At 34.2% G+C, this 19,042-nt stretch carries 21 protein-coding genes and 2 pseudogenes; 21 read left to right on the top strand and 2 right to left on the bottom strand.

Features of this window, described 5'->3' with window-relative positions; all coding sequences use genetic code 11:
- Window positions 1–29 precede the first annotated feature (29 nt).
- The 12 genes and pseudogenes from solA (at window position 30) to SAY88_RS20390 (ending at window position 9,571) form a co-directional block, all read left to right on the top strand.
- Window positions 30–1,181 (top strand): N-methyl-L-tryptophan oxidase, encoded by a 1,152-nt coding sequence (gene solA, locus SAY88_RS20335; RefSeq protein ID WP_332633978.1) that lies wholly within the window; start codon window positions 30–32, stop codon window positions 1,179–1,181.
- A gap of 50 nt (window positions 1,182–1,231) precedes the next feature.
- On the top strand, window positions 1,232–2,380 hold the full coding sequence (locus tag SAY88_RS20340; protein WP_332633979.1) for an aromatic ring-hydroxylating oxygenase subunit alpha: 1,149 nt from the start codon (window positions 1,232–1,234) through the stop codon (window positions 2,378–2,380).
- A gap of 183 nt (window positions 2,381–2,563) precedes the next feature.
- A complete protein-coding gene (locus SAY88_RS20345; RefSeq protein ID WP_332633980.1) occupies window positions 2,564–4,090 on the top strand; it encodes a glycine betaine uptake BCCT transporter in 1,527 nt (508 codons plus the stop codon).
- Between the two features lie 243 nt (window positions 4,091–4,333).
- Window positions 4,334–4,795 carry a DUF2691 family protein gene (locus SAY88_RS20350; protein WP_332633981.1) on the top strand — a complete coding sequence of 154 codons (462 nt, stop codon included), beginning with the start codon at window positions 4,334–4,336 and terminating at the stop codon, window positions 4,793–4,795.
- A 133-nt stretch (window positions 4,796–4,928) separates the two neighbouring features.
- Window positions 4,929–5,351 (top strand): NUDIX hydrolase, encoded by a 423-nt coding sequence (locus tag SAY88_RS20355; RefSeq protein ID WP_332633982.1) that lies wholly within the window; start codon window positions 4,929–4,931, stop codon window positions 5,349–5,351.
- 209 nt (window positions 5,352–5,560) lie between these two features.
- Window positions 5,561–5,935: pseudogene (locus SAY88_RS20360) on the top strand (tautomerase family protein).
- Window positions 5,936–6,368: 433 nt separating this feature from the next.
- Complete coding sequence (locus SAY88_RS20365) at window positions 6,369–6,557, top strand: RNA polymerase sigma factor (RefSeq protein WP_332633983.1); 189 nt, start codon at window positions 6,369–6,371, stop codon at window positions 6,555–6,557.
- A complete protein-coding gene (locus tag SAY88_RS20370; RefSeq protein ID WP_332633984.1) occupies window positions 6,535–6,897 on the top strand; it encodes an RNA polymerase sigma factor in 363 nt (120 codons plus the stop codon). Before SAY88_RS20365 ends, SAY88_RS20370 begins: the two co-directional genes overlap by 23 nt.
- Window positions 6,875–7,723, top strand: coding sequence for a hypothetical protein (locus SAY88_RS20375; RefSeq protein WP_332633985.1), 849 nt, complete (start codon window positions 6,875–6,877; stop codon window positions 7,721–7,723). Before SAY88_RS20370 ends, SAY88_RS20375 begins: the two co-directional genes overlap by 23 nt.
- Before the next feature lie 389 nt (window positions 7,724–8,112).
- Entirely contained in the window at window positions 8,113–8,628 is a 516-nt protein-coding gene (locus SAY88_RS20380) for a DUF4871 domain-containing protein (protein ID WP_332633986.1), read from the top strand.
- Window positions 8,629–8,819: 191 nt separating this feature from the next.
- Window positions 8,820–9,215 (top strand): VOC family protein, encoded by a 396-nt coding sequence (locus tag SAY88_RS20385; RefSeq protein ID WP_332633987.1) that lies wholly within the window; start codon window positions 8,820–8,822, stop codon window positions 9,213–9,215.
- 179 nt (window positions 9,216–9,394) lie between these two features.
- The gene (locus SAY88_RS20390) at window positions 9,395–9,571 is read left to right on the top strand and encodes a hypothetical protein (RefSeq protein ID WP_332633988.1); all 177 of its coding nucleotides are present in this window, start codon (window positions 9,395–9,397) and stop codon (window positions 9,569–9,571) included.
- A gap of 36 nt (window positions 9,572–9,607) precedes the next feature.
- Here SAY88_RS20390 and SAY88_RS20395 read toward each other — a convergent pair whose 3' ends face one another.
- Entirely contained in the window at window positions 9,608–11,038 is a 1,431-nt protein-coding gene (locus tag SAY88_RS20395) for an aminotransferase-like domain-containing protein (RefSeq protein ID WP_332633989.1), read from the bottom strand.
- A gap of 263 nt (window positions 11,039–11,301) precedes the next feature.
- Between SAY88_RS20395 and SAY88_RS20400 the strand changes: the two genes are divergently transcribed.
- The 9 genes from SAY88_RS20400 (at window position 11,302) to SAY88_RS20435 (ending at window position 18,331) form a co-directional block, all read left to right on the top strand.
- Window positions 11,302–11,553 carry a 2OG-Fe dioxygenase family protein gene (locus SAY88_RS20400; protein WP_332633990.1) on the top strand — a complete coding sequence of 84 codons (252 nt, stop codon included), beginning with the start codon at window positions 11,302–11,304 and terminating at the stop codon, window positions 11,551–11,553.
- Window positions 11,553–11,702 (top strand): hypothetical protein, encoded by a 150-nt coding sequence (locus SAY88_RS20405; RefSeq protein ID WP_332633991.1) that lies wholly within the window; start codon window positions 11,553–11,555, stop codon window positions 11,700–11,702. Before SAY88_RS20400 ends, SAY88_RS20405 begins: the two co-directional genes overlap by 1 nt.
- Before the next feature lie 50 nt (window positions 11,703–11,752).
- Window positions 11,753–12,649: a DMT family transporter gene (locus tag SAY88_RS20410; protein ID WP_332633992.1), complete on the top strand. Its 897-nt coding sequence runs from the start codon at window positions 11,753–11,755 to the stop codon at window positions 12,647–12,649.
- A 1,221-nt stretch (window positions 12,650–13,870) separates the two neighbouring features.
- Entirely contained in the window at window positions 13,871–14,563 is a 693-nt protein-coding gene (locus SAY88_RS20415; RefSeq protein ID WP_332633993.1) for a class I SAM-dependent methyltransferase, read from the top strand.
- Between the two features lie 212 nt (window positions 14,564–14,775).
- The gene (locus SAY88_RS20420) at window positions 14,776–14,964 is read left to right on the top strand and encodes a PspC domain-containing protein (protein ID WP_332633994.1); all 189 of its coding nucleotides are present in this window, start codon (window positions 14,776–14,778) and stop codon (window positions 14,962–14,964) included.
- Between the two features lie 1,064 nt (window positions 14,965–16,028).
- A complete protein-coding gene (locus tag SAY88_RS20425) occupies window positions 16,029–16,292 on the top strand; it encodes a hypothetical protein (RefSeq protein ID WP_332633995.1) in 264 nt (87 codons plus the stop codon).
- 641 nt (window positions 16,293–16,933) lie between these two features.
- The gene (locus tag SAY88_RS20430) at window positions 16,934–17,281 is read left to right on the top strand and encodes a fimbrillin family protein (RefSeq protein WP_332633996.1); all 348 of its coding nucleotides are present in this window, start codon (window positions 16,934–16,936) and stop codon (window positions 17,279–17,281) included.
- Window positions 17,282–17,454: 173 nt separating this feature from the next.
- On the top strand, window positions 17,455–17,811 hold the full coding sequence (locus SAY88_RS26075; RefSeq protein ID WP_431308900.1) for a TIGR04104 family putative zinc finger protein: 357 nt from the start codon (window positions 17,455–17,457) through the stop codon (window positions 17,809–17,811).
- 220 nt (window positions 17,812–18,031) lie between these two features.
- Entirely contained in the window at window positions 18,032–18,331 is a 300-nt protein-coding gene (locus tag SAY88_RS20435; protein ID WP_332633997.1) for an HIT family protein, read from the top strand.
- Here the strand turns inward: SAY88_RS20435 and SAY88_RS20440 are convergent.
- A pseudogene (locus tag SAY88_RS20440) lies at window positions 18,314–18,430 on the bottom strand (hypothetical protein); the annotation flags it as partial. The gene SAY88_RS20435 and the pseudogene SAY88_RS20440 sit on opposite strands and share 18 nt — an antisense overlap.
- Window positions 18,431–19,042: the final 612 nt, after the last annotated feature.

Genomic DNA, 19,042 nt, shown 5'->3' on the forward strand with positions numbered 1-19,042 from the left:
TAAAAAAATGGGAAAACAGGAGGTGTCCTATGTCGAAAATTTATGATGTCATTATCATCGGTTTAGGAGCAATGGGGAGTACGGCTGCTTATCAATTAGCGAAGAGAGGTCAACGGGTACTTGGGCTTGAACAGTTTGGCCCGGCACATGATCAAGGGTCGAGTCATGGCGGCTCAAGGATTATTCGACAATCTTATTTTGAAGATCCTGCTTATGTTCCCTTATTGCTTCGCGCCTATGAATTATGGGACGAGATTGAAAGAGAAAGTGGAGAAGAGATTTTGACGGTAACAGGCGGATTAATGATGGGTCCTCCTGATAGCTTAACGGTATCTGGGAGCATTGAAAGTGCAAAGCAGTGGAATCTTGCTTATGAGGTGTTGGAGGCAAATGATATTCGTAGACGTTTCCCGTTATTTAACCCATCTGATAATACCCTAGCCTTATATGAAGCAAAGGCTGGATTTGTCAGACCGGAACTAAGTGTCTATAGTCATCTTCTTCAAGCGGAAAAACACGGAGCTGACCTACGATTCTTTGAAGCAGTTCAATCCTGGGAAGCCCATCCTTCTGGTGAAGGTGTACGTGTTGTGACAGCTAACGGAACGTATGAAGCAGGAAAAATAATTATTTCTGCAGGAGCTTGGGCACCTCAGCTATTGAACGACTTAGGTGTAAGTTTACAAGTAGAACGTCATATTCAAATGTTCTTTGAGCCAACTGGAGGAATCGAACCCTTCCGTGTTGGAAAACAGCCGATTTATATATGGGAAGCAGAAGATAATGTGCAATTATATGGTTTTCCTTCTTCAGCACTAGGAGCTGAAGGAGCAAAAGTCGCCTTCTTCCGTAAGGGAAAACCTTGTACCCCAGACAGCATTGACCGAAACGTGTATGACGATGAAGTAGAAATGATGAGAAGCTATCTTGCCCAAGGCATTCCAAAGTTAAATGGTCGTTTTTTACAAGGGAAAACTTGTATGTATACGAACACACCTGATGAGCATTTTGTCATTTCTGCTCACCCGGCTCACCCGCAAGTAACGGTTGCAGCTGGATTTTCCGGGCATGGATTTAAGTTTGCAAGTGTTGTAGGGGAGGTTTTAGCAGACTTAGTTATTAATGGGCAAACCAGTCATCCAATAGATTTATTCAAACCCCAGCGTTTTATCTATCAGTAGGTTTTTTTACGGCAATACATTTTTTTTAGACGATAAAGGAGGAAAGGCAGATGGCAATGAATCAGACTGCAGCAAGTGAAAAAGGGAAATTAAAGGAAACATTGAAAGGAGAGCTGTATACATCTCCGGAAATCTTTGAACTAGAAAAAGAGCAGATTTTTGCTAAAACATGGAGTTTAGTTGGCTTTGAATATGAGGTAGGGAAGCCAGGCCAGTACATTACAACAAAGGTGCAGAACGAAAATATTCTAATTGTCAGAGGAAAAGACAATGTGCTTCGTGCGTTCATAAATGCGTGTCGTCATCGTGGAGCGACACTTTGTAATGACCCTTGCGGCAAAACGGGAGTTATTCGCTGTCCATACCATTCTTGGAGTTATGGTCTTGATGGTTCATTGGTTGGAGTTCCAAATACAAGTGAGTGCCGTGATGAGTTGGTTAACAATGAAAACTATGGCTTAGAGCCTGTGCACCTTCGAATATGGCATGGAATGATTTGGCTGAGCCTAGCAGAAAACCCACTACCAGTTGAACAACAATTAGATACGCAAATAATTGACCGTTTTGGCGAGCTTGCTACATTCAGTAGATATCAAATTCAAGATTTAAAAGTCGCTCATCGTAAAGAGTACGAGGTAGCAGCAAATTGGAAACTCATCGTGGAAAATTTCCAAGAATGTTATCATTGTTCTTCTATTCATCCTGAATTAACAGCGACTCTTCCGGAATTCCGTTCAGGTATTGGTACTCAAAATTCAGTCGGTGGAGGAGCCATGTTTAATGATGAACTAGATGCTTTCTCAATAAGCGGCAAAGGCAATCGTCCGATGCTAAAAGGATTGCATCCAGAAGATGATCGTTTATATTATGGCATAACGATTCTTCCGCTCGTATTTATTAATTTAACACCGGACCATGTCATTGTTCATCGTATCACTCCAATTAGTGCGGAGAAATCGAAAGTAATTTGTGAATGGTTATTTGATCCAGAAGAAATGGAAAAATCGGATTTTGATCTAGTAGATGCTGTTGAATTGTTCCATCGTGTGAATATGCAAGATTTTGATGCGTGCGAGTGGTGTCAAGAAAACATGGGATCAAGAGCATACAAGAATGGCGGAATTTTAGTACCGATTGAACAACACGTTACCAAATTTTACAATTTTGTCTTAGAGTCAATAGGTATGAAAGTCGAATAATCAATCTGGTTTGACACGTTGTACTAAAGTTATACGTGTCAAACCCTTCTTTAAAAAGTTAGTTTCTTTAATATGAGAGAGGAGAGTGAACAAGGAACAACTGTTGATGTTCAATCAATAGAAGAGTTAAAGAACTATAAGGATAAATTCTAAGAGAAGATCTGAAAAAGGAAGTGATGTGTTTTGGAACGTAACGATAGGTCGACTTTCAAAATTTCAGTAGGTATAGCTACTATTTTTTTATTAGTTGGTGTGCTTATACCAGAACAGTTTGCTGCTGCAATGACAGTCGTTCAAAGTTTTATTCTTGAATCATTTGGTTGGTTTTATCAGTTAGTCACTACTTTTTTTCTTATATTTGCTTCTTTTATGATTTTCAGCAAATATGGGAAAATCAAACTTGGTAAACCTGATTCTAAACCCGAGTACAGCCGTCCCACTTGGTTTGCAATGTTATTTTCTGCCGGAATGGGAATAGGTCTCCTATTCTATGGTGTCTCTGAACCAATTGCTCATTTTACTACCCCTCCTTTAGGAGCTGGAAGTACAGAGCAATCCGCCATTCTGGGTATGCGGTATACATGGCTTCATTGGGGATTACATGCTTGGGCCATCTATGCAATCGTAGCATTAGCCTTTGCTTATCAAAAGTTTAGAAAAAATGCACCAGGTTTATTGAGCGCCACGCTCTATCCTGTATTTGGTGAAAAGGTGAAAGGTCCTCTCGGTCAAACGATCGATGTGGTGGCAGTTTTTGCAACTTTGTTTGGGGTAGCAGCCTCTCTAGGGTTAGGATCAATTCAAATCAATGCCGGATTAGAATATCTTGTAGGTATTCCTAATAACTTTATGGTACAAATCATGATTATAACTATCATATCAGTGCTCTTCATCATTTCAGCAAATACAGGTATTTCAAGAGGAATTAAGTATTTAAGTAACCTAAATATGTCCATTGCCGTTTTACTATTTATTACAATGTTTGTTCTTGGTCCTACTTTATTCCTGCTTAATATGTTTACATCAACATTAGGCAGTTATGTACAAAATGTAGCATTAATGGGATTGCGATTGTCTCCTTTTGATGCCAACGAAGCGGCTTGGACACAAGGTTGGACAATCTTTTATTGGGCATGGTGGATTTCCTGGACTCCGTTTGTCGGAATGTTTATTGCCCGTGTTTCAAAAGGTCGCACAATACGAGAGTTTATTCTGGCTGTTCTCCTCATTCCATCCCTTGTTTGCGCTCTATGGTTTACTGTTTTTGGTGGAACAGGCATTTATTTAGAATTTATTGAGGGTTTAAACGTATCTGGACAAGGAATTGAAACTGCATTATTCTACGTTTACCAACAATTTCCTTTTGGGATAATACTCTCCATTCTGACGGTGGCCCTTATCACAACCTTTTTTGTTACTTCTGCAGATTCAGCAATTTTTGTTTTAGGGATGCAGACGACTGGTGGAAAGTTAAACCCTTCAAACAAAGTAAAGGTCACATGGGGCGTAATCCTAGTAGCCTCTACCGTGGTATTAATGGCTTCAGGGGGATTAGCTGGTTTACAAACAGCTATCATTGTTAGTGCGTTACCACTAACATTCATTGCCTTAATCATGTGCTATGGTTTGATAAAAGCACTTAATCAAGACTTTAAAGAGCAAAATAATAAAGCAGTAATTAAAAAAGAGAGAGAAAAAACAGTGAGTTAGGATAGGAAAGAAATCTATCCAATAGATCACCTTAAACGCTATCCAGTAAAAACAGGTGATCGTTTCTTCCACAATCGGGCGCTTTTCTGAAATAAGGAAAGTGTCTTTCTTCATGAAAAGGGCCATTTAATGGAGTAAGACTTTTCAACAATACTGGATATATATGTTATTATTGTTAGATATTGCGAAGGGGTGTACTTAAGCTAAAGAAGGGATTAATAAAAAAAGAAATGGGGATTACAAGTGAGAGGCATATCTTTTGAAATTCTAAATGCTTACGGGAAATATTTGTTTGAGATATTGGATGGCACTAATATAAAAGGACTGACTTGGAAAATTGGTGGTGGAGAATCATATTTTATTGAAAATAATACATTAGGGAATCCCCTATTTCCAACTACCTGCATATTAGATGGGGAAAGACTACACAAGGAAATTTCAAAAGAAGATTATTATCTTATATTTGTTGATTTAAAGGGATTTCCCAAAAAGTCAGATGTGAGAGAGATTGCAACATATCAAGAATTTGTTGAAAGTGAATGTCAATTTGTACTCCTATTAATCGATTCCTCATATGTAACGATTTATTCAAAAGACCAAATCACTATTAAGCATATATTTTCTAAGGCAGTAACTGCTGGTTATAAGAATATAGAGTATATAACAGATGAAAATGATGAAAGAACAACGTTGATAGCTCTTTGACATATAATATAGGTTTCTTTTGACCAGCAGATTGTGAAGTTATGTACTTAAACAAACGGGAGCGATTACGTAATAAGTACAGTCGCTTTTTTTATATGATGTATATATTAGAAACGTACAAGGAGTGGGTTTAATGAAAAGAGTAGATGTAGTATATTCACTAATTTATGATGAAATACAAGAAAAAGTTTTAATGGTTAAAAACACTAAATATGATAATTGGTCTTTACCAGGCGGATCTGTTGAACCAGGAGAAACTCTATCACAAGCAGCCATACACGAAGCTAAAGAAGAAACTGGTTTAACTATTGAGGTTGATCACATAATTACCGTAAATGAAGCTTTTATGACGAATGATGACAATCATGCAATTTTTATAACATTCAAAGCAAGGATAATAAGCGGTGAAATTTCAATACAAGATACTGAAACAATTTCAGAAGTAAGATGGGTAAATTTAAAAACAGCTGATAAAATGATGCCATATCATAAAAATGGTATTAAATATTTGCTAGATAAATCAGTTCCTTATGTATTTCAAGGAGTAGTAGGTTAATAAAACTCCTATTTATAAATGAGTAGCAGGGTTCTGTGTTTAACCTTTGAAGTGAACTTCTGGTGACATTGTGAAAAATTGTACTTAAACTAATGGAGAGCAATACTTGAAGAAGGAATTTGTTGCTTCTTTAAAGAATAGTATCTATTGTTAGCTGAGCTTAGTTTAGATGAGAAGAGAAAGGTGAGATGAGAATGGGACAAATTTAAATTTTGGGGGTTAAGGATAGGTTAAATCCAATTAAGGAGACGCTATCGAATGTTATTCATTCGTGTATGGTGGAAGCTCTTGAATTTCCTACGGATAAGAAATTTCATCGCTTTTTCCCTATGGACAAATAAGATTTTTATTTTGCGAGTGGAAGAACTGAATCATATACTGTAATTGAGATTAGTATGTTTGAAGGTCGAACGGTAGAAGCTAAAAAATATTTAATTAACCTACTATTTAAACGTATTAATAGTGAATTGAGTATATCCCCTCAAGATGTTGAGATAACAATTTTTGAAATACCGAAACATAACGGGGGAATAAGGGGATTACCTGGGGATGAGTTAGCACTTAATTATAAAGTTAATGTGTGAGTAAAAGGTGGTCAATTAGTGACCACCTTTATAGCTTCTTTAAGTAAGTGCTTTAGTAAAATAACTAAGGAGCCATTCTCTGTAGCTTTTTTGCAATTTCAATCTTCCGCAATCGGGCGCATTTCTGGAATAAGAATTGCGCTCTTTCTTCATGAAAAGGGCCATTTAATGGAATAAGAGTTCCAAACAAAACTGGATATTTATGTTAATGTTGATACTGGATTGTGAAGAAATGTACTAAAACTAAAGAGGTTGTTTAATAAGAAGAATTTCAAAATGAAAAGAATAATAACTAATAGTGTGCTTGAAACATAGCATGCTTTTTATTTTTACTTGAATTAAATTATTTAGAAAGATTTTTGAAATTAATGCGACATACAGTTACTTAATTACGTCTAAGTAGAGAAACTGAAATTGGAAAGGAGGAACGAGTTTGTCTAAAAGTAAAAAAGAGATTACAGACTGGTATTTGCTATATAGTGATTCAATATTTAAGTATATTCTAATGATGATTCATGATTATCAGCAAGCAGAAGATTTAACACATGAAACATTTGTATATGCTTATAAAAATTATCATTCATTTAAGAGAAATTCTAATGAGAGAACTTGGTTTATTTAGAATAGCTCATAATGTAACAATTGATTACATAAGAAAAAGAAAACCAATAAGGCTCATTAAAGAGCTTCTTGATTTAAAAACTGATACGACAGCTTCTTCTCCAGAAGAAATTGCTCAGATAAATGAAAGTTCAGAGGAACTTTTTGAAGCATTAGAAAAACTAAAACGGTCTTATCGTGAAGTTATTATTTTAAGGAAGATAAAGAATTTCTCGATTAAAGAAACGGCAGGAATTCTAAACTGGTCAGAAAGTAAAGTGAAGTCAACTTTACCTAGAGCAATTCTCAATTTTGAAAAACAATTACAAAAGGAGGGATATGTATATGAAAAGTCAATATGACGAGAGTAAGTACGACAATTTATTACAGGGGCTGAATAATGATATTAAATGGCATAAATCAAGAAATCAAAATCTATTAGGAAAAGTGGAAGCTGATATAGATAAATTGAGTGATCCCATCAGACTGAGATATAAATTTGCATACACATCAAGCATTGCATTATTCGTTTTTTGTGTGTTTATTGGTTATCAATATATTTTTAATAATGAATCTGATTCATTTGTAGCTAATCAGCCTAACCAGGGTGGAAGTAGTGGAACCTCATTTGAAGAGGAATATGAAGAAAGGGTTCAATATGAGGAGCATGATAACATTGATAAAATTTTAGAAGATAAAGTTTATCAAGAACACACAAATGTTATTGAATCAATTGAAGCAGAAGAAATATTGGACAATTCAATGATTGATGAATCGGAACAAACAATTCAACCTGAAGAACCGATGGTTGATAAAACAGCTATCTCATTTGAAAAGTCACAAGAAATTGATGAGAGTGGTTTGGAGTATTTAGATAATCATGAACTAGGGGAATTAAAAGTTAGCAGCATTAATTCAAGTATAAATGCAGGATATTATGCAACTTTTTCGACTATTAGCAGCCTTCAAGATGGTGATATTATTCAGTGGAGTTTAATATACCTACCATCTAATACAACTCTCCGTATCGGAATCGTTGGACAGGACGACGGAATCTTTTATTACTTAGAAGACTCAGGAGGTAACAGTAGAAGAAATATGAAAGTAATAAAAAGTCAAGAATATAAATTCTACATCCAAAATATAGATTCTCAAACAGCTAATGTTACAGGGTGGAGAGGAATGTAATCGAACTCTTAAACTCGAGGTATTACTTCGAGGAGTAATGTTTCTTCTTGTGAACTAAGGGTACAATGCAAAATACTTATTCGCCTCTTCTTGAAGGAAACCAGCTTATAGAAGTTCCTTTGTTATTCCATAAAGCGATCTTTTGTTCAATAAGGCTTTGCAATGATCTTCAACAATCGGGTGCTTTTCTGAAATAAGGAAAGTGTCTTTCTTCATGAAAAGGGCCAGATAATGGAATAAGTCTTGGTAGTTAAATTGGATATTTATGTTAAGATAATTAGAGATTGTGAAGGATTGCACTTAAAGTAACGGATCAAATACTTAAACAACGGCAAGGGTTTTTATGCATTATTTACTTTATTAGGTTTATAAAAAATTAACGTTAGGAGATGAAATTATTGAAAAAAATATCATTGTTTTTTATGTTAGTCAGTATGCTACTTGTTGTTGCTTGTAGTTCGGAGGAAACAATAGAAAAAAATATTCTCTTACCAGAAGATATACCTTCATTTGTTCAAGAAAATGATTTCGCTAAAATTGATTGGGAGAGGAAAGCTGTTGAGTTTGGAAATAGAGGAATTATAGGAAATGAAAACAAATCTGGTGTCATTGGTGCAGGTATGCCAACTTTAAACGGACAAAAATGGATGTGGCATTTATGGGGTGTTGATCATGCGGAACTAACTGTTGTTGGTTTCCACAAAGAAACTCAAGCGGCTCACCAAGTTTTGTATAACGGACCAGGTGGAGATTCTTATTGGACAAGGCAAGCTGTTGGAGAAAATAACGGCGCAGATGCACACATGCCTTCTAATATAGCATTACCAGAAAAAGGGGAATGGGCATTTTTACTTTACACAAATGATGAGTTATTTGATATTTTAGTTTATGACATTAATGAATAGATAAAGAGGAATTAAAGTAATTCATCTTTAATTATTAAGCATCAAGGTGTTGTAGTGAGAAAACTCCACTAACAGGGCATGAATTAAGGAACTTGTCGTTACGGTAGTTCCTTCTCTTATTGAAGTAACCTGCCCTTCAACAAGAAATCAACTATAATAAATTAGTACATATAATTAGGAGGTGGATGAAAATGGAAAAGGTAGCACCGTTTTTAATGTTTCAAGATGGCAACGCAGAAGAAGCAATGAATTTTTATGCATCAATCATAGAGGATTCTCAAATTACAAGTATTGTTAGATATGGGGCTAATGAAGTTGGACCAGAAGGCACAGTAATGCAGGCTACTTTCACCTTGAAAGGGCAAGAATTTATGTGTATTGACAGTTATATAAAACATCAATTCACTTTTACACCTTCTTTCTCAATCTTTGTTACTTGTAATACTGAAGAAGAACTTGACAATCTTTTTGAGAAACTAGGTGAAGGTGGACAAGCACTTATGCCTTTAAACGATTATGGTTTCAGTAAAAAGTTTGGTTGGGTAAATGACCGCTTCGGAGTTTCGTGGCAACTAAATCTTCCTTAGTGAATGTTTTAGTGGCGAAAGCAACAATGTGTACCTTGTTGCAATAGTTAACCTAAAAAAAGCCGAAAACCTATAAAAATAGCTTAGTGTACAAAATTCGCATTTTTAGCTCTAGGCTTCTTATATAAAAATCTTTAACAATCGAGCACTTTTCTGAAATAAGGAAAGTGTCTTTCTTCATGAAAAGGGCCAGATTGTGGAAGAACGCAGGGTATTTGGCTTTGATCGTTACAAGTACAAGTTGGATGAAACCATTGAAGAGAGATATTCAAAAGAAACTACACAAATGGTTTACCAATTGGAGTGAAGCCGATTTTCCTGATACGAAGGATATCGGCTTTTTTATTATTGGTTAAGAGGATTATTTTATCAAATGTCGTTTATAAAAAAGACTATTCTGTAAAGTTATCTACGTTGTTTTTGATTATACCCTTAAGAATTAAAATTCCTTTCTCCATTTCATCGTAAGTTGGAAATGCAAAAGAAAGTCGCATAGTTGGCTTATTATCATTATAAATAAAACCTGGATTTATCAATAACCCATTGTTCAAAGATTGCTTAAATATCTTCTTCATATTTATATTGTTATTAAAAGTGACCCATATAAAAAAACCACCTGTAGGTTTTGGCCATGTTGCATAGTCGCATAGGTGAAGGTCTAGTAAAGCAAGCAAAAAATCTCTCTTCTTTTTAAGAGCAGACCGAACTTTGTTTAAATGGCTCTCATATAATCCAGAAGAAAGGAATTCTTTTACTAATACTTGAGATAAATAACTTGAACCGTAATCGATTTGCATCCTTAAGTCACTAAGGCGTTTAATAACATTTTCTGGACCAACTAACCAACCTATCCGAAGACCAGCTGCGATGGTTTTAGAAAAACTCCCTACATATAGAACTTGTCCCTGTTTATCCAATGTTTTTAGAGGTGGAGGGGCAGGTTCATCAATCCATAGGTCTCTAAAGATATCGTCCTCAATGATGGGCAATTGAAAGTATTGGCATGTTTCAATAAGAAGTTCTCGTTGTTGAAGTGGCATAATCGTACTTGTTGGATTATGATACGTGGGATTCACGTATAAAGCAGATAGATTATTTATAATTTTTTGTTGAGCTAATTCTTTTAAATCAAGGCCATTTTTATTTACTTGAATAGGCCTAAGAGCCATTCCTGCAGCACGAAATAATTTTATTGAATAAAGGTAAGAAGGGCTTTCAATAAATACCGTTGAACCTCGTTTTAGTATACCGAGGGAAATTAGCTTAAGGGCTTGTAAAGCCCCTGAAACGATTAGAATATTTGATGGGGAAGCACGAATTCCCTGTTTTTGTAGATGTTTGCTAATTTCTTTTCTTAAATTGATATCTCCCAATCCGTCCCCGTAACCAAATTCATGTAATTGACTAGAAACTTTTTCAAGAGTTTTCGCTATTTCAAAATGTGGAAATAAGTCAGATCCTAGCTCGCCCTTACTTAGTTGAATAATGTCTTTTTTGGTTTCCGACTCATTAATGATTTGTACTGTATGATCACTAGGGGGGTGCACAGCCCATTTGGACCAATCACTCCAGTCCAACGGTGAATTAGCAGTCAATAATGACCATTTATTGTTTACGATATAAACCCCACTTCCAGTTTTTCCTTCAAGTAACCCTTCAGCTTTTAAGATTTCAATAGCTGTTATGACAGTACTTCTATTTACCTGAAACTGTTCAGACATTTCTCTTTGAGTAGGAAGTTTCGTTCCAATTGACCATTCACCATTTGTTATTTTCTCCCTGATTGAATGAACTATTTGGAGATAACGAGGTATTTTACTCATATTCCCCCCTAATATAGGTTACTAATTTTTTGTTGGTTTATTTTCTTTTTAATTGGTTGGAGATTTCCATTTTCTACTATTTTATTATAGATTTGCAACAAATTCTAATAATTATAGTAGCGAGGGAGTGTCCGACATTATGAATAAATTACAAACTGAAGGTTTTAGTCAGTATAATCTAGCAGATATTTTATCTTATGAAAGATTAAACCAAGATTTAACAGAGCTCACGGAATGCTTTGAATCCTTACCCGAGGACCCTTATGCCAAACAAAGGGTTAAATCGTTTTCGCAGATATTCAAGAGCTGTCATTTTACCAATTAAAAATGCCATTGAATGGTTACCAAATGTTGATATTAATGGAGAAGAATTTTCGGAATATTTTCAGGGGAGATTTAATCCTGAACATATAGACTCGTATAGAAGGTTTCCTTCACTTAGTGAGACTGCTCAAAAAAATGAATTATTAAAGAAAATAATTATGTTTGATTTCCACCAGACGTTTTGGAGATAGTGAGTCATTATGTTAGTCCTATTGAAAAAGGAAAAGAAGATAAGCCAGGTGTCAGGTCAGTAATTTTAATTGATTTCCAACCAACGGTAGTAGCCGATGTTGATGACAATAAAAGTAATTCCAATGTAAAGGAAATGGTAATGGTTTGAAAATAAAGAAGTCCATTACGGGCTTCTTTTTAAGAATGGAGGTAATTATAATGAACTGGAAAGTGTTTTTAGCTTACAGTGTAACAATCATATTATGGGGATCTGCGTTTCCTGGAATAAAATTAGGGCTTGAATCATACAGCCCAGAGCATCTTTCAGTATTACGTTTACTTATAGGTACTGTTGGCTTGCTTGTATTTGCTGTTATAAAAAAAATGAGATTACCAGATTTAAAAGATGTACCAATCATTTTATTGTTAGGTTTTTTAGGGTTTACAGTTTATCATACGGCATTAAGTTTTGGTGAAACATCTGTTAGTGCTGGTGCTGCCAGTTTATTAGTTTCGACCACCCCCATTTTTTCAGCGATATTAGCAGCAGTCTTTTTAAAGGAAGACTTTTCAAAAGCAGGATGGCTAGGGTCAATAATTGCATTTTTAGGAGTCGCGTTGATTTCCTTTGGAATGGGGGGGGCGATGTCAGTTTTTGTAATAGGAGCCGCATTGATTTTAATAGCTGCATTAGGTGAAAGTTTTTACTTTGTATTTCAGACTAATTATCTAAAAAAATATGGTTTTCTTCCATTCACTGTTTACACAATCATCGCTGGATCCTTATTTATGTTGTTTTTTTTACCAGGAATAGGTGCAGAAATTCTGAATGCGTCAGCTTCATCAACGTATGCTGTGATTTATTTAGGCCTTTTCCCAACCGTAATCCCTTACTTTGCTCTTGCTTATGTTACATCGAAAGTAGGGGCATCAGAAGCAACAAGTTCGCTGTATTTGACTCCGGCTGTAGCAATTATTATTTCATGGCTTTTGTTAGGGGAAGTTCCAACCTTACTATCTTTAGTGGGAGGAGCTTTAACTTTAATTGGTGTGAGCTTATCAAACGTAAAATTACGAAAAGAAGCTGGCATGATAACCAATGAAAAAGTCATGTAGTTTGTTTTGTATTTACAAGCCCGATTGTTTCAGTACGACAAAGCCAGCTTCACTAGTATTCTGTTAGGGTACGGAAACGAAATGATCTTCAACAATCAGGCGCGATTCTTGAAGGTTTTATAAAATTAGGGGGATCCTTAAGCTTTTATGGAAAGCGAACAGCAGAAGAGATTTATAAAAAAAGGTAAGGCCAAGAGTAACAGAGTTAATAGTAAATTATGTGTAGGGACTGAAGAACAGCCATTAGATTTTGGGGAAAAGCTTTAAAAACATAAAAAGCCAGCATAAAATTATGCTGGCAGCTGACATTACTTTTTTTGGAATTTAATAAATTCTAAGTACATTAAGGGAAAAGTCACTAGGATCATGATCACAAAACCTATAAGACATTTAATAGCTCTTTATCTTTAGTTATATATTGGGATACAAAATAAAAAACTACACTAATTATAATAAAATATATTAAATATCTTAAATATTTCATTGTGTTATATCTATCCATCCGTTGTTTCTATACCAATCTTTTGAATCTATAAATTTAGCAACAGCTACACCAATATCAGCATAATCCAAGGCAACGTAAACAGCCGTTCAAACAACTGATGCTACAGCGACTTAAAAACTGTAACGATAATTACTTTTGACATAAATCTTTCTCTCATCACAATAACTCCCTTATCAAGATGAGAAAATTATATATTAAAATTCTTATATTTACAATATTTATTTTATTTTGTATATTTTTCTAGTTTCAAAAGGCTAAAAAACTAGATTAAGATTGTTTTTTTTAATCCTCTGACAAATGTAAGAAAGCCATGTCTCTTGAAATTTATAAGGAAAGACGGTTTGCATGATAAGGGGAAAACCATGATATAGTTAATTGTTGATTTAAAATAAAGTTTGAAAATTCACAAAAAAGATTGATAATTTATAACAAAGTTATGATTAAAAGTCCTGTATGATATGCAGGACTTTTTGTTCCGCAATCGGGCCAGATAATTGAATAAAATCTCCAAAAAATACTAAATAATTATGTTACTATTGTATGAGATTCTGAAGGAATGTACTTAAACTATAGGATCAGATAATTGAATAAATGCTACTCTACTATGGGGTGAAAATAATAAAAAATCAACTAATAAGTTATTGCTTAAAAAAATGTTTTTTCTATAAAATTGTTTTGTAGGTAAAAATTATTATTTACAAAACGGAGGTGAAAATATGCCAGACCATACAAGTGTGTATAAAAATAAAACCGAAATGTATGACGATATGATTTCCAAACAACCTAATTTACTGAAAGTTATTGAAGAGATTACACCAATAAATCAATTGGATGTTATTGACATGGGGGCTGGTTCTGGAAGATTAACAACTATCTTAGCTCCTCGTGTCAAATCTATTTTAGCCTTAGATTCCTCGGCTGAAATGTTAAGTATAATTGATGAAAAATTAAAAGATGCCAAAAACTCGAATTATATAACACAAGTTGCAGACCATCGAAGTATACCAACAGAAAACGAAAGTGCTGACTTGGTTGTAGCAGGTTGGTCAATTTGTTATTTAGGTAGCTCGAATGTAGAGAATAATGTACATAATATCGAAATGGTAATGAGTGAAATAATGCGTGTTCTTCGCTCAAAAGGTACTGTAATAATCTTTGAAACAATGGGAACAGGTTTTGAAACACCTAATCCACCTGAATTCTTAAAACAATACTATTCACTACTTGAAAATAAATATGGATTTTCTCATAAGTGGATACGTACAGATTACCAATTCGATACTATAAAGCAAGCTGACGAGTTAACAAGATTTTTCTTTGGTGACGAACTTGCAGATAAAGTAGTAAAAGAAAATTTAATTACGCTTCCTGAGTGTGCGGGTATTTGGTGGTTAAGAAAAGAAGACTAATTGACAATGGAGTTTTTCACTTACGGAGAGCTTTTCTTAAATAGATTGATACAACGATCTTCCACAATCGGGCGCTTTTCTGAAATAAGGAAAGCGTCTTTCTTCATGAAAAGGGCCATATAGTTGAGCAAGCTTCTTCAACTATATGTGCAGAATCCTTCAATTAGAAGTATGGGTTATTATGGTAAAGTGTATGTGAGGGGGAATTACATTTGAAAAATAGAAAATTAAGAAAGTCATCAATAGATAAATCAATATCTGGAGTTTGTGGAGGAATAGCTGAGTTTTTGGGTATATCTTCTTTTTTCATAAGACTAATTTTTATATTATTTTTACCCGCTAATTTACTTATATATATAATTCTTGCCAATACTCTTCCCGACAGTCCTCGTTCTTTATAATTTGTTCTTCAGCTAACGGGGGCGATACTTGTACAGTGGTTCTTTCGTATATTTGCATGCGCAAAAAATGAATACGTCCAAATTTCAGAATATTCAAAAATAAAATGTGGGTTTTTGTGTTTTTTTGTAGGTTTTTGTAACTTCGGTGATAAAGTAAATGAAAAGTTAAGTGTTATTAACAATACTAAATGTTACGGGATTCAGAGTCATGGTAGGCAAAGAACCAAAAGTAAAAAGAAGCTTAAGCATAATGAAAAAGGGAAGGTGCATTGATTTATGAAAAGTTTGGACTAGTTGGGCAAAGTTTAATTGGTTTATTGCAGGGATTGTTGTAGGTGCTTTTTTTATGGAAATCCAAAAAGTAATAAAAAGTTCTTAAGTCAATTGGAGACGTTTTTAATTAAAATGATCGTCGTCCCAATTATAATATCAAGTATTATTGTCGGATAGCTAGCGAGGAGGCGTTAAAAAGCTTGGTAAACTTAGAGGCAAAACGATTCTTTACTTTGAAATTATCATCACTGTTGCGATTGTGGTTGACTTATTATCTTCCAACCTTTTTCAGTCCGGTGCTAGCATTGACAGAGGATCACTTGAATAATAGGATATTGGCAGTTTTACCATAACGGCAGAAGAAAAGGTCAATTTAATGAAGAAGAAAAAGAGGCTTATTTAAATGAAGTGAGAAATAAAGTCGCATAAGGTTGCATGACCGAGTTTAATGACTACGAATAGGAATAAGAATTCTCTTTGAAGAAATTAATGTAAATAATTAGAAGTTCATCCTCGACATAACCGAGATAATGTTTTTATGGATCTGGTGCATAAACTTCAAGATTATAGTTGGGAAGAGATAGAATCTATATCTGAAGCAAGTAATCTATATTAACTTAGGGGGATTCCTAGAATTTAGTTATCATTTGCTATATATCAATCTTCCACAGTCGGGCGAAATTTTTGTATAAAGAGTTGTGTTTTTTAGTTATTTATATAAATTGATGAGAATTTTTATTTCTTTAATATTGCACATTTGATACATATAGCGATATTAAGGAGGAAATGAGATGGATGTAGAAAAATGGAGTAAAGCGACAAACATTAGTTTTGGTAAACAAAGGGAGATTAAATTATCTCCAAGCATTGGTCAAATGCAATATGTCATTAGTTATGCGAGGACAATCTACGAGTGTACAAAAATAATGAAAAGTGCATCAACTATGGCACACGAAGGACTAATTGATTTTGAAGTTGCCCAGAAAATTTTAGATGTTCAAAAGAAAAATATTGAACGTGGTACTATATGCTTACTAGAATATTTGAAGGATTAAATGAGTTCGCTCGCTCTTTGTAAAGAATATGCAGTATCTTATTCAAGAACCGGGCGCGTTTTTGTAATAGTGGAGACGCTTTTTCTTCTTCTAGAAAGTAATATAATAAAATTATGTTAAAATTTTAAAAGCTAAGTTAAGTAAGATTTAAAGGACGGTTCTTGATGAAAAATCATATAAAGGTAAATGGAAAGCTTCTTCAAACAAACAAACGTTTTTCACAATTAAAAAATAGTTAAAAGGAATGGATCGCAACGGAACTCTATAAACTTTACCACGATAAGATGAAAGAAAGACGTACAACAAGGAAACTCCCTCCTGATCACCGCGATACTGTTATATCGTCTCTATATGAACAGATTCAAAATAGAGAAATATGGATTCCTTATGGTGAAGTAAAAAAATATGCATTTAGTAAAACCACAAAGATAGTAAAATCTTTTAAGAAACAATTTCCTAAGTTGAGTGAGGAAATTGAAGCCGAGGCACGCTAACAAATAAAAGGGAAGTCATTATTATGCAATCGGGTAGCTTTTGTTCAATAAGGCATTACAATGATCTTCAACAAAAGGGCGCGTTTATGGAGTGTTCCTTTCGAATAAGGAAACAAATATAGTTTGAAAGAATAAGGAGGTCGGGACGTGAAAAAGTTTCCTAAGTTATTTTTCGTTATTTTCATTCTGCTTTTAACTATCTTGAGTGCTTGTGGTCAAGAATCAACTGGGGAAAGTGGGAGTGGTTCATATGGTATCTCTGTTTTTTATAAAAATACGGAATATACTGCTGCAACTAGAGATGTTGAGAACTATATAGTGGATGAAGTAGTAGGAAAAATAAATCGAAAAATTTCTTTAGAAAAAGTTCCTACACAAAACGGAGGATCTAATTTTTTTGAAGAAGGTACAAAAATTTATTCAATTGTAGATGAAGAGTATAAAATATACCTTGAGCAAAAAGGTGAATCATATGTTCTTACAGCAAATGAATAAGACGTGCTTTCTTATTCAATTAACGGACGCTTTTCTGAAATAAGGAAAGCGTCTTTCTTCATGAAAAGGGCCAGATAATTGAATAACACTTGGTAGTTAAATTGGATATTTATGTTAAGATAATTAGAGATTGTGAAGGATTGTACTTAAAGTAACTGGCAGAAGAGTTGAAGATGATTAAGATTTTATGGCGGTGTAAGAGTACTAGCAAATTATATAAAGAAGGTGGTTTTATTTTGCAAAAATGTATAAATTGCAAAAAGCAATTTAATTGGAATCAAGTTTATAAATCATTTTGGTGGACTTATAAACCTATAAAGTGTAAGCAATGTGAAGCAATACACAAAATAACAATCACTGGTAGGTTCTCTTTTGTATCTTTGACTATTGTACCGATGTTGATTTTCAGTCATTTTCTATCGCCTTTCAATAATATTTTTGCGACTCTCGGTATAGGTCTTTGTATTTTATTTTTTGGTTCTTTGTTGGCACCATTTTTTGTTAGGTATAGACACCCTTGTGATACATAGAACTTAACCTGGGTTTGTTTTATTTGTCAATATAAATGGTTTATTAAGCTAACGGTAGCAAGAGTTGAAGATCAAAGCCTCCAACATAATGAATATCGATTGGGCGCGAGAGCTGAAGATCAACATTCTTCAGCTTTTCCTTTATTCAAGAATTGGGCAGTTTTCTGGAATAAGAACCCCAAAAAGATAAAGATGAAAACAAAGTGAAGGTTGTGTCTAAATGAATTGTTTAGGTTGTAATTTAGCAAATAAAAAAGAACAAGTTAATGTGGTATTTGAAGATGACTATGTCTGTTGCTTCTTAGACCACAACCCATATAACGAAGGTCACGTTCTGATATTGCCTAAAAAACATATTAGATACTTTGACGAACTTGACGAATATACTGCAAATTCATTAATAAAAGCATCAATGATTATATCAAAAGCTATAAAAAGGGTACTGGTCAAGGAGATAAACATATTTGCCTGTTTTACGATCTCGATAGTAGGAACGCTTCAGCTCAATCTCACCAAATAAACTGTCTATTTTTAGAGGCCGTTTATCTTTATAATGGAAACGTTGCTTATCACGTTGTTGCACAATTTCTTCGTTATATGCTTCTAACATGGAGGTCATCACACTTGAGAAGGTTTCCTGTAACTTCCTCCAGACTAGCTGTTCAAGTTCTTTTAAAGTTGGATATTCGTGTTATTCTTTTGTATAGGGTTTCTCCTTTGAATCGGGTTTTCGTCGACTATGATTCTACCAAGGAGAGACCCTTTTTTCTTGTAATTTGCTTACCCTCTACCGCACTTTCGCTTGGTGGCTGTGTCCCACAAATACTTTACTCACACGCCAAGTGTTATTCAGTATCCGCCCCTTTAAAGAAAGTGCCAATTCTTTAACCTACGACTTCACCGTATACGGAGTTCCAACTAATCCAAATCATTTATATACTATGAAAATTTTGAAGCGAGTTGACCATTTAGATAGTTATCGGTAATAAGTCCCAATGGTTAGAGTTAGTATTTGTTTCTAAGTAATCACAAATACACAAACATATAGAACAAAAGTTATAAATTATATGTAAGTATCTTACATCAAGAAAATCCATGTGCTAAGATACATACTTAAACATAAGTAGGAATGTTTGTAAGCTCTAGCAACCATGAGCACAGCGGTAATATGTCAACACCCTAAAACTAGAAAATTGGAAATTGATTTAACTACAATCAAAAAAATCCCTAA

Source organism: Halalkalibacter flavus, from assembly GCF_036663575.1.
Taxonomy (GTDB): domain Bacteria; phylum Bacillota; class Bacilli; order Bacillales; family Bacillaceae_D; genus Halalkalibacter; species Halalkalibacter flavus.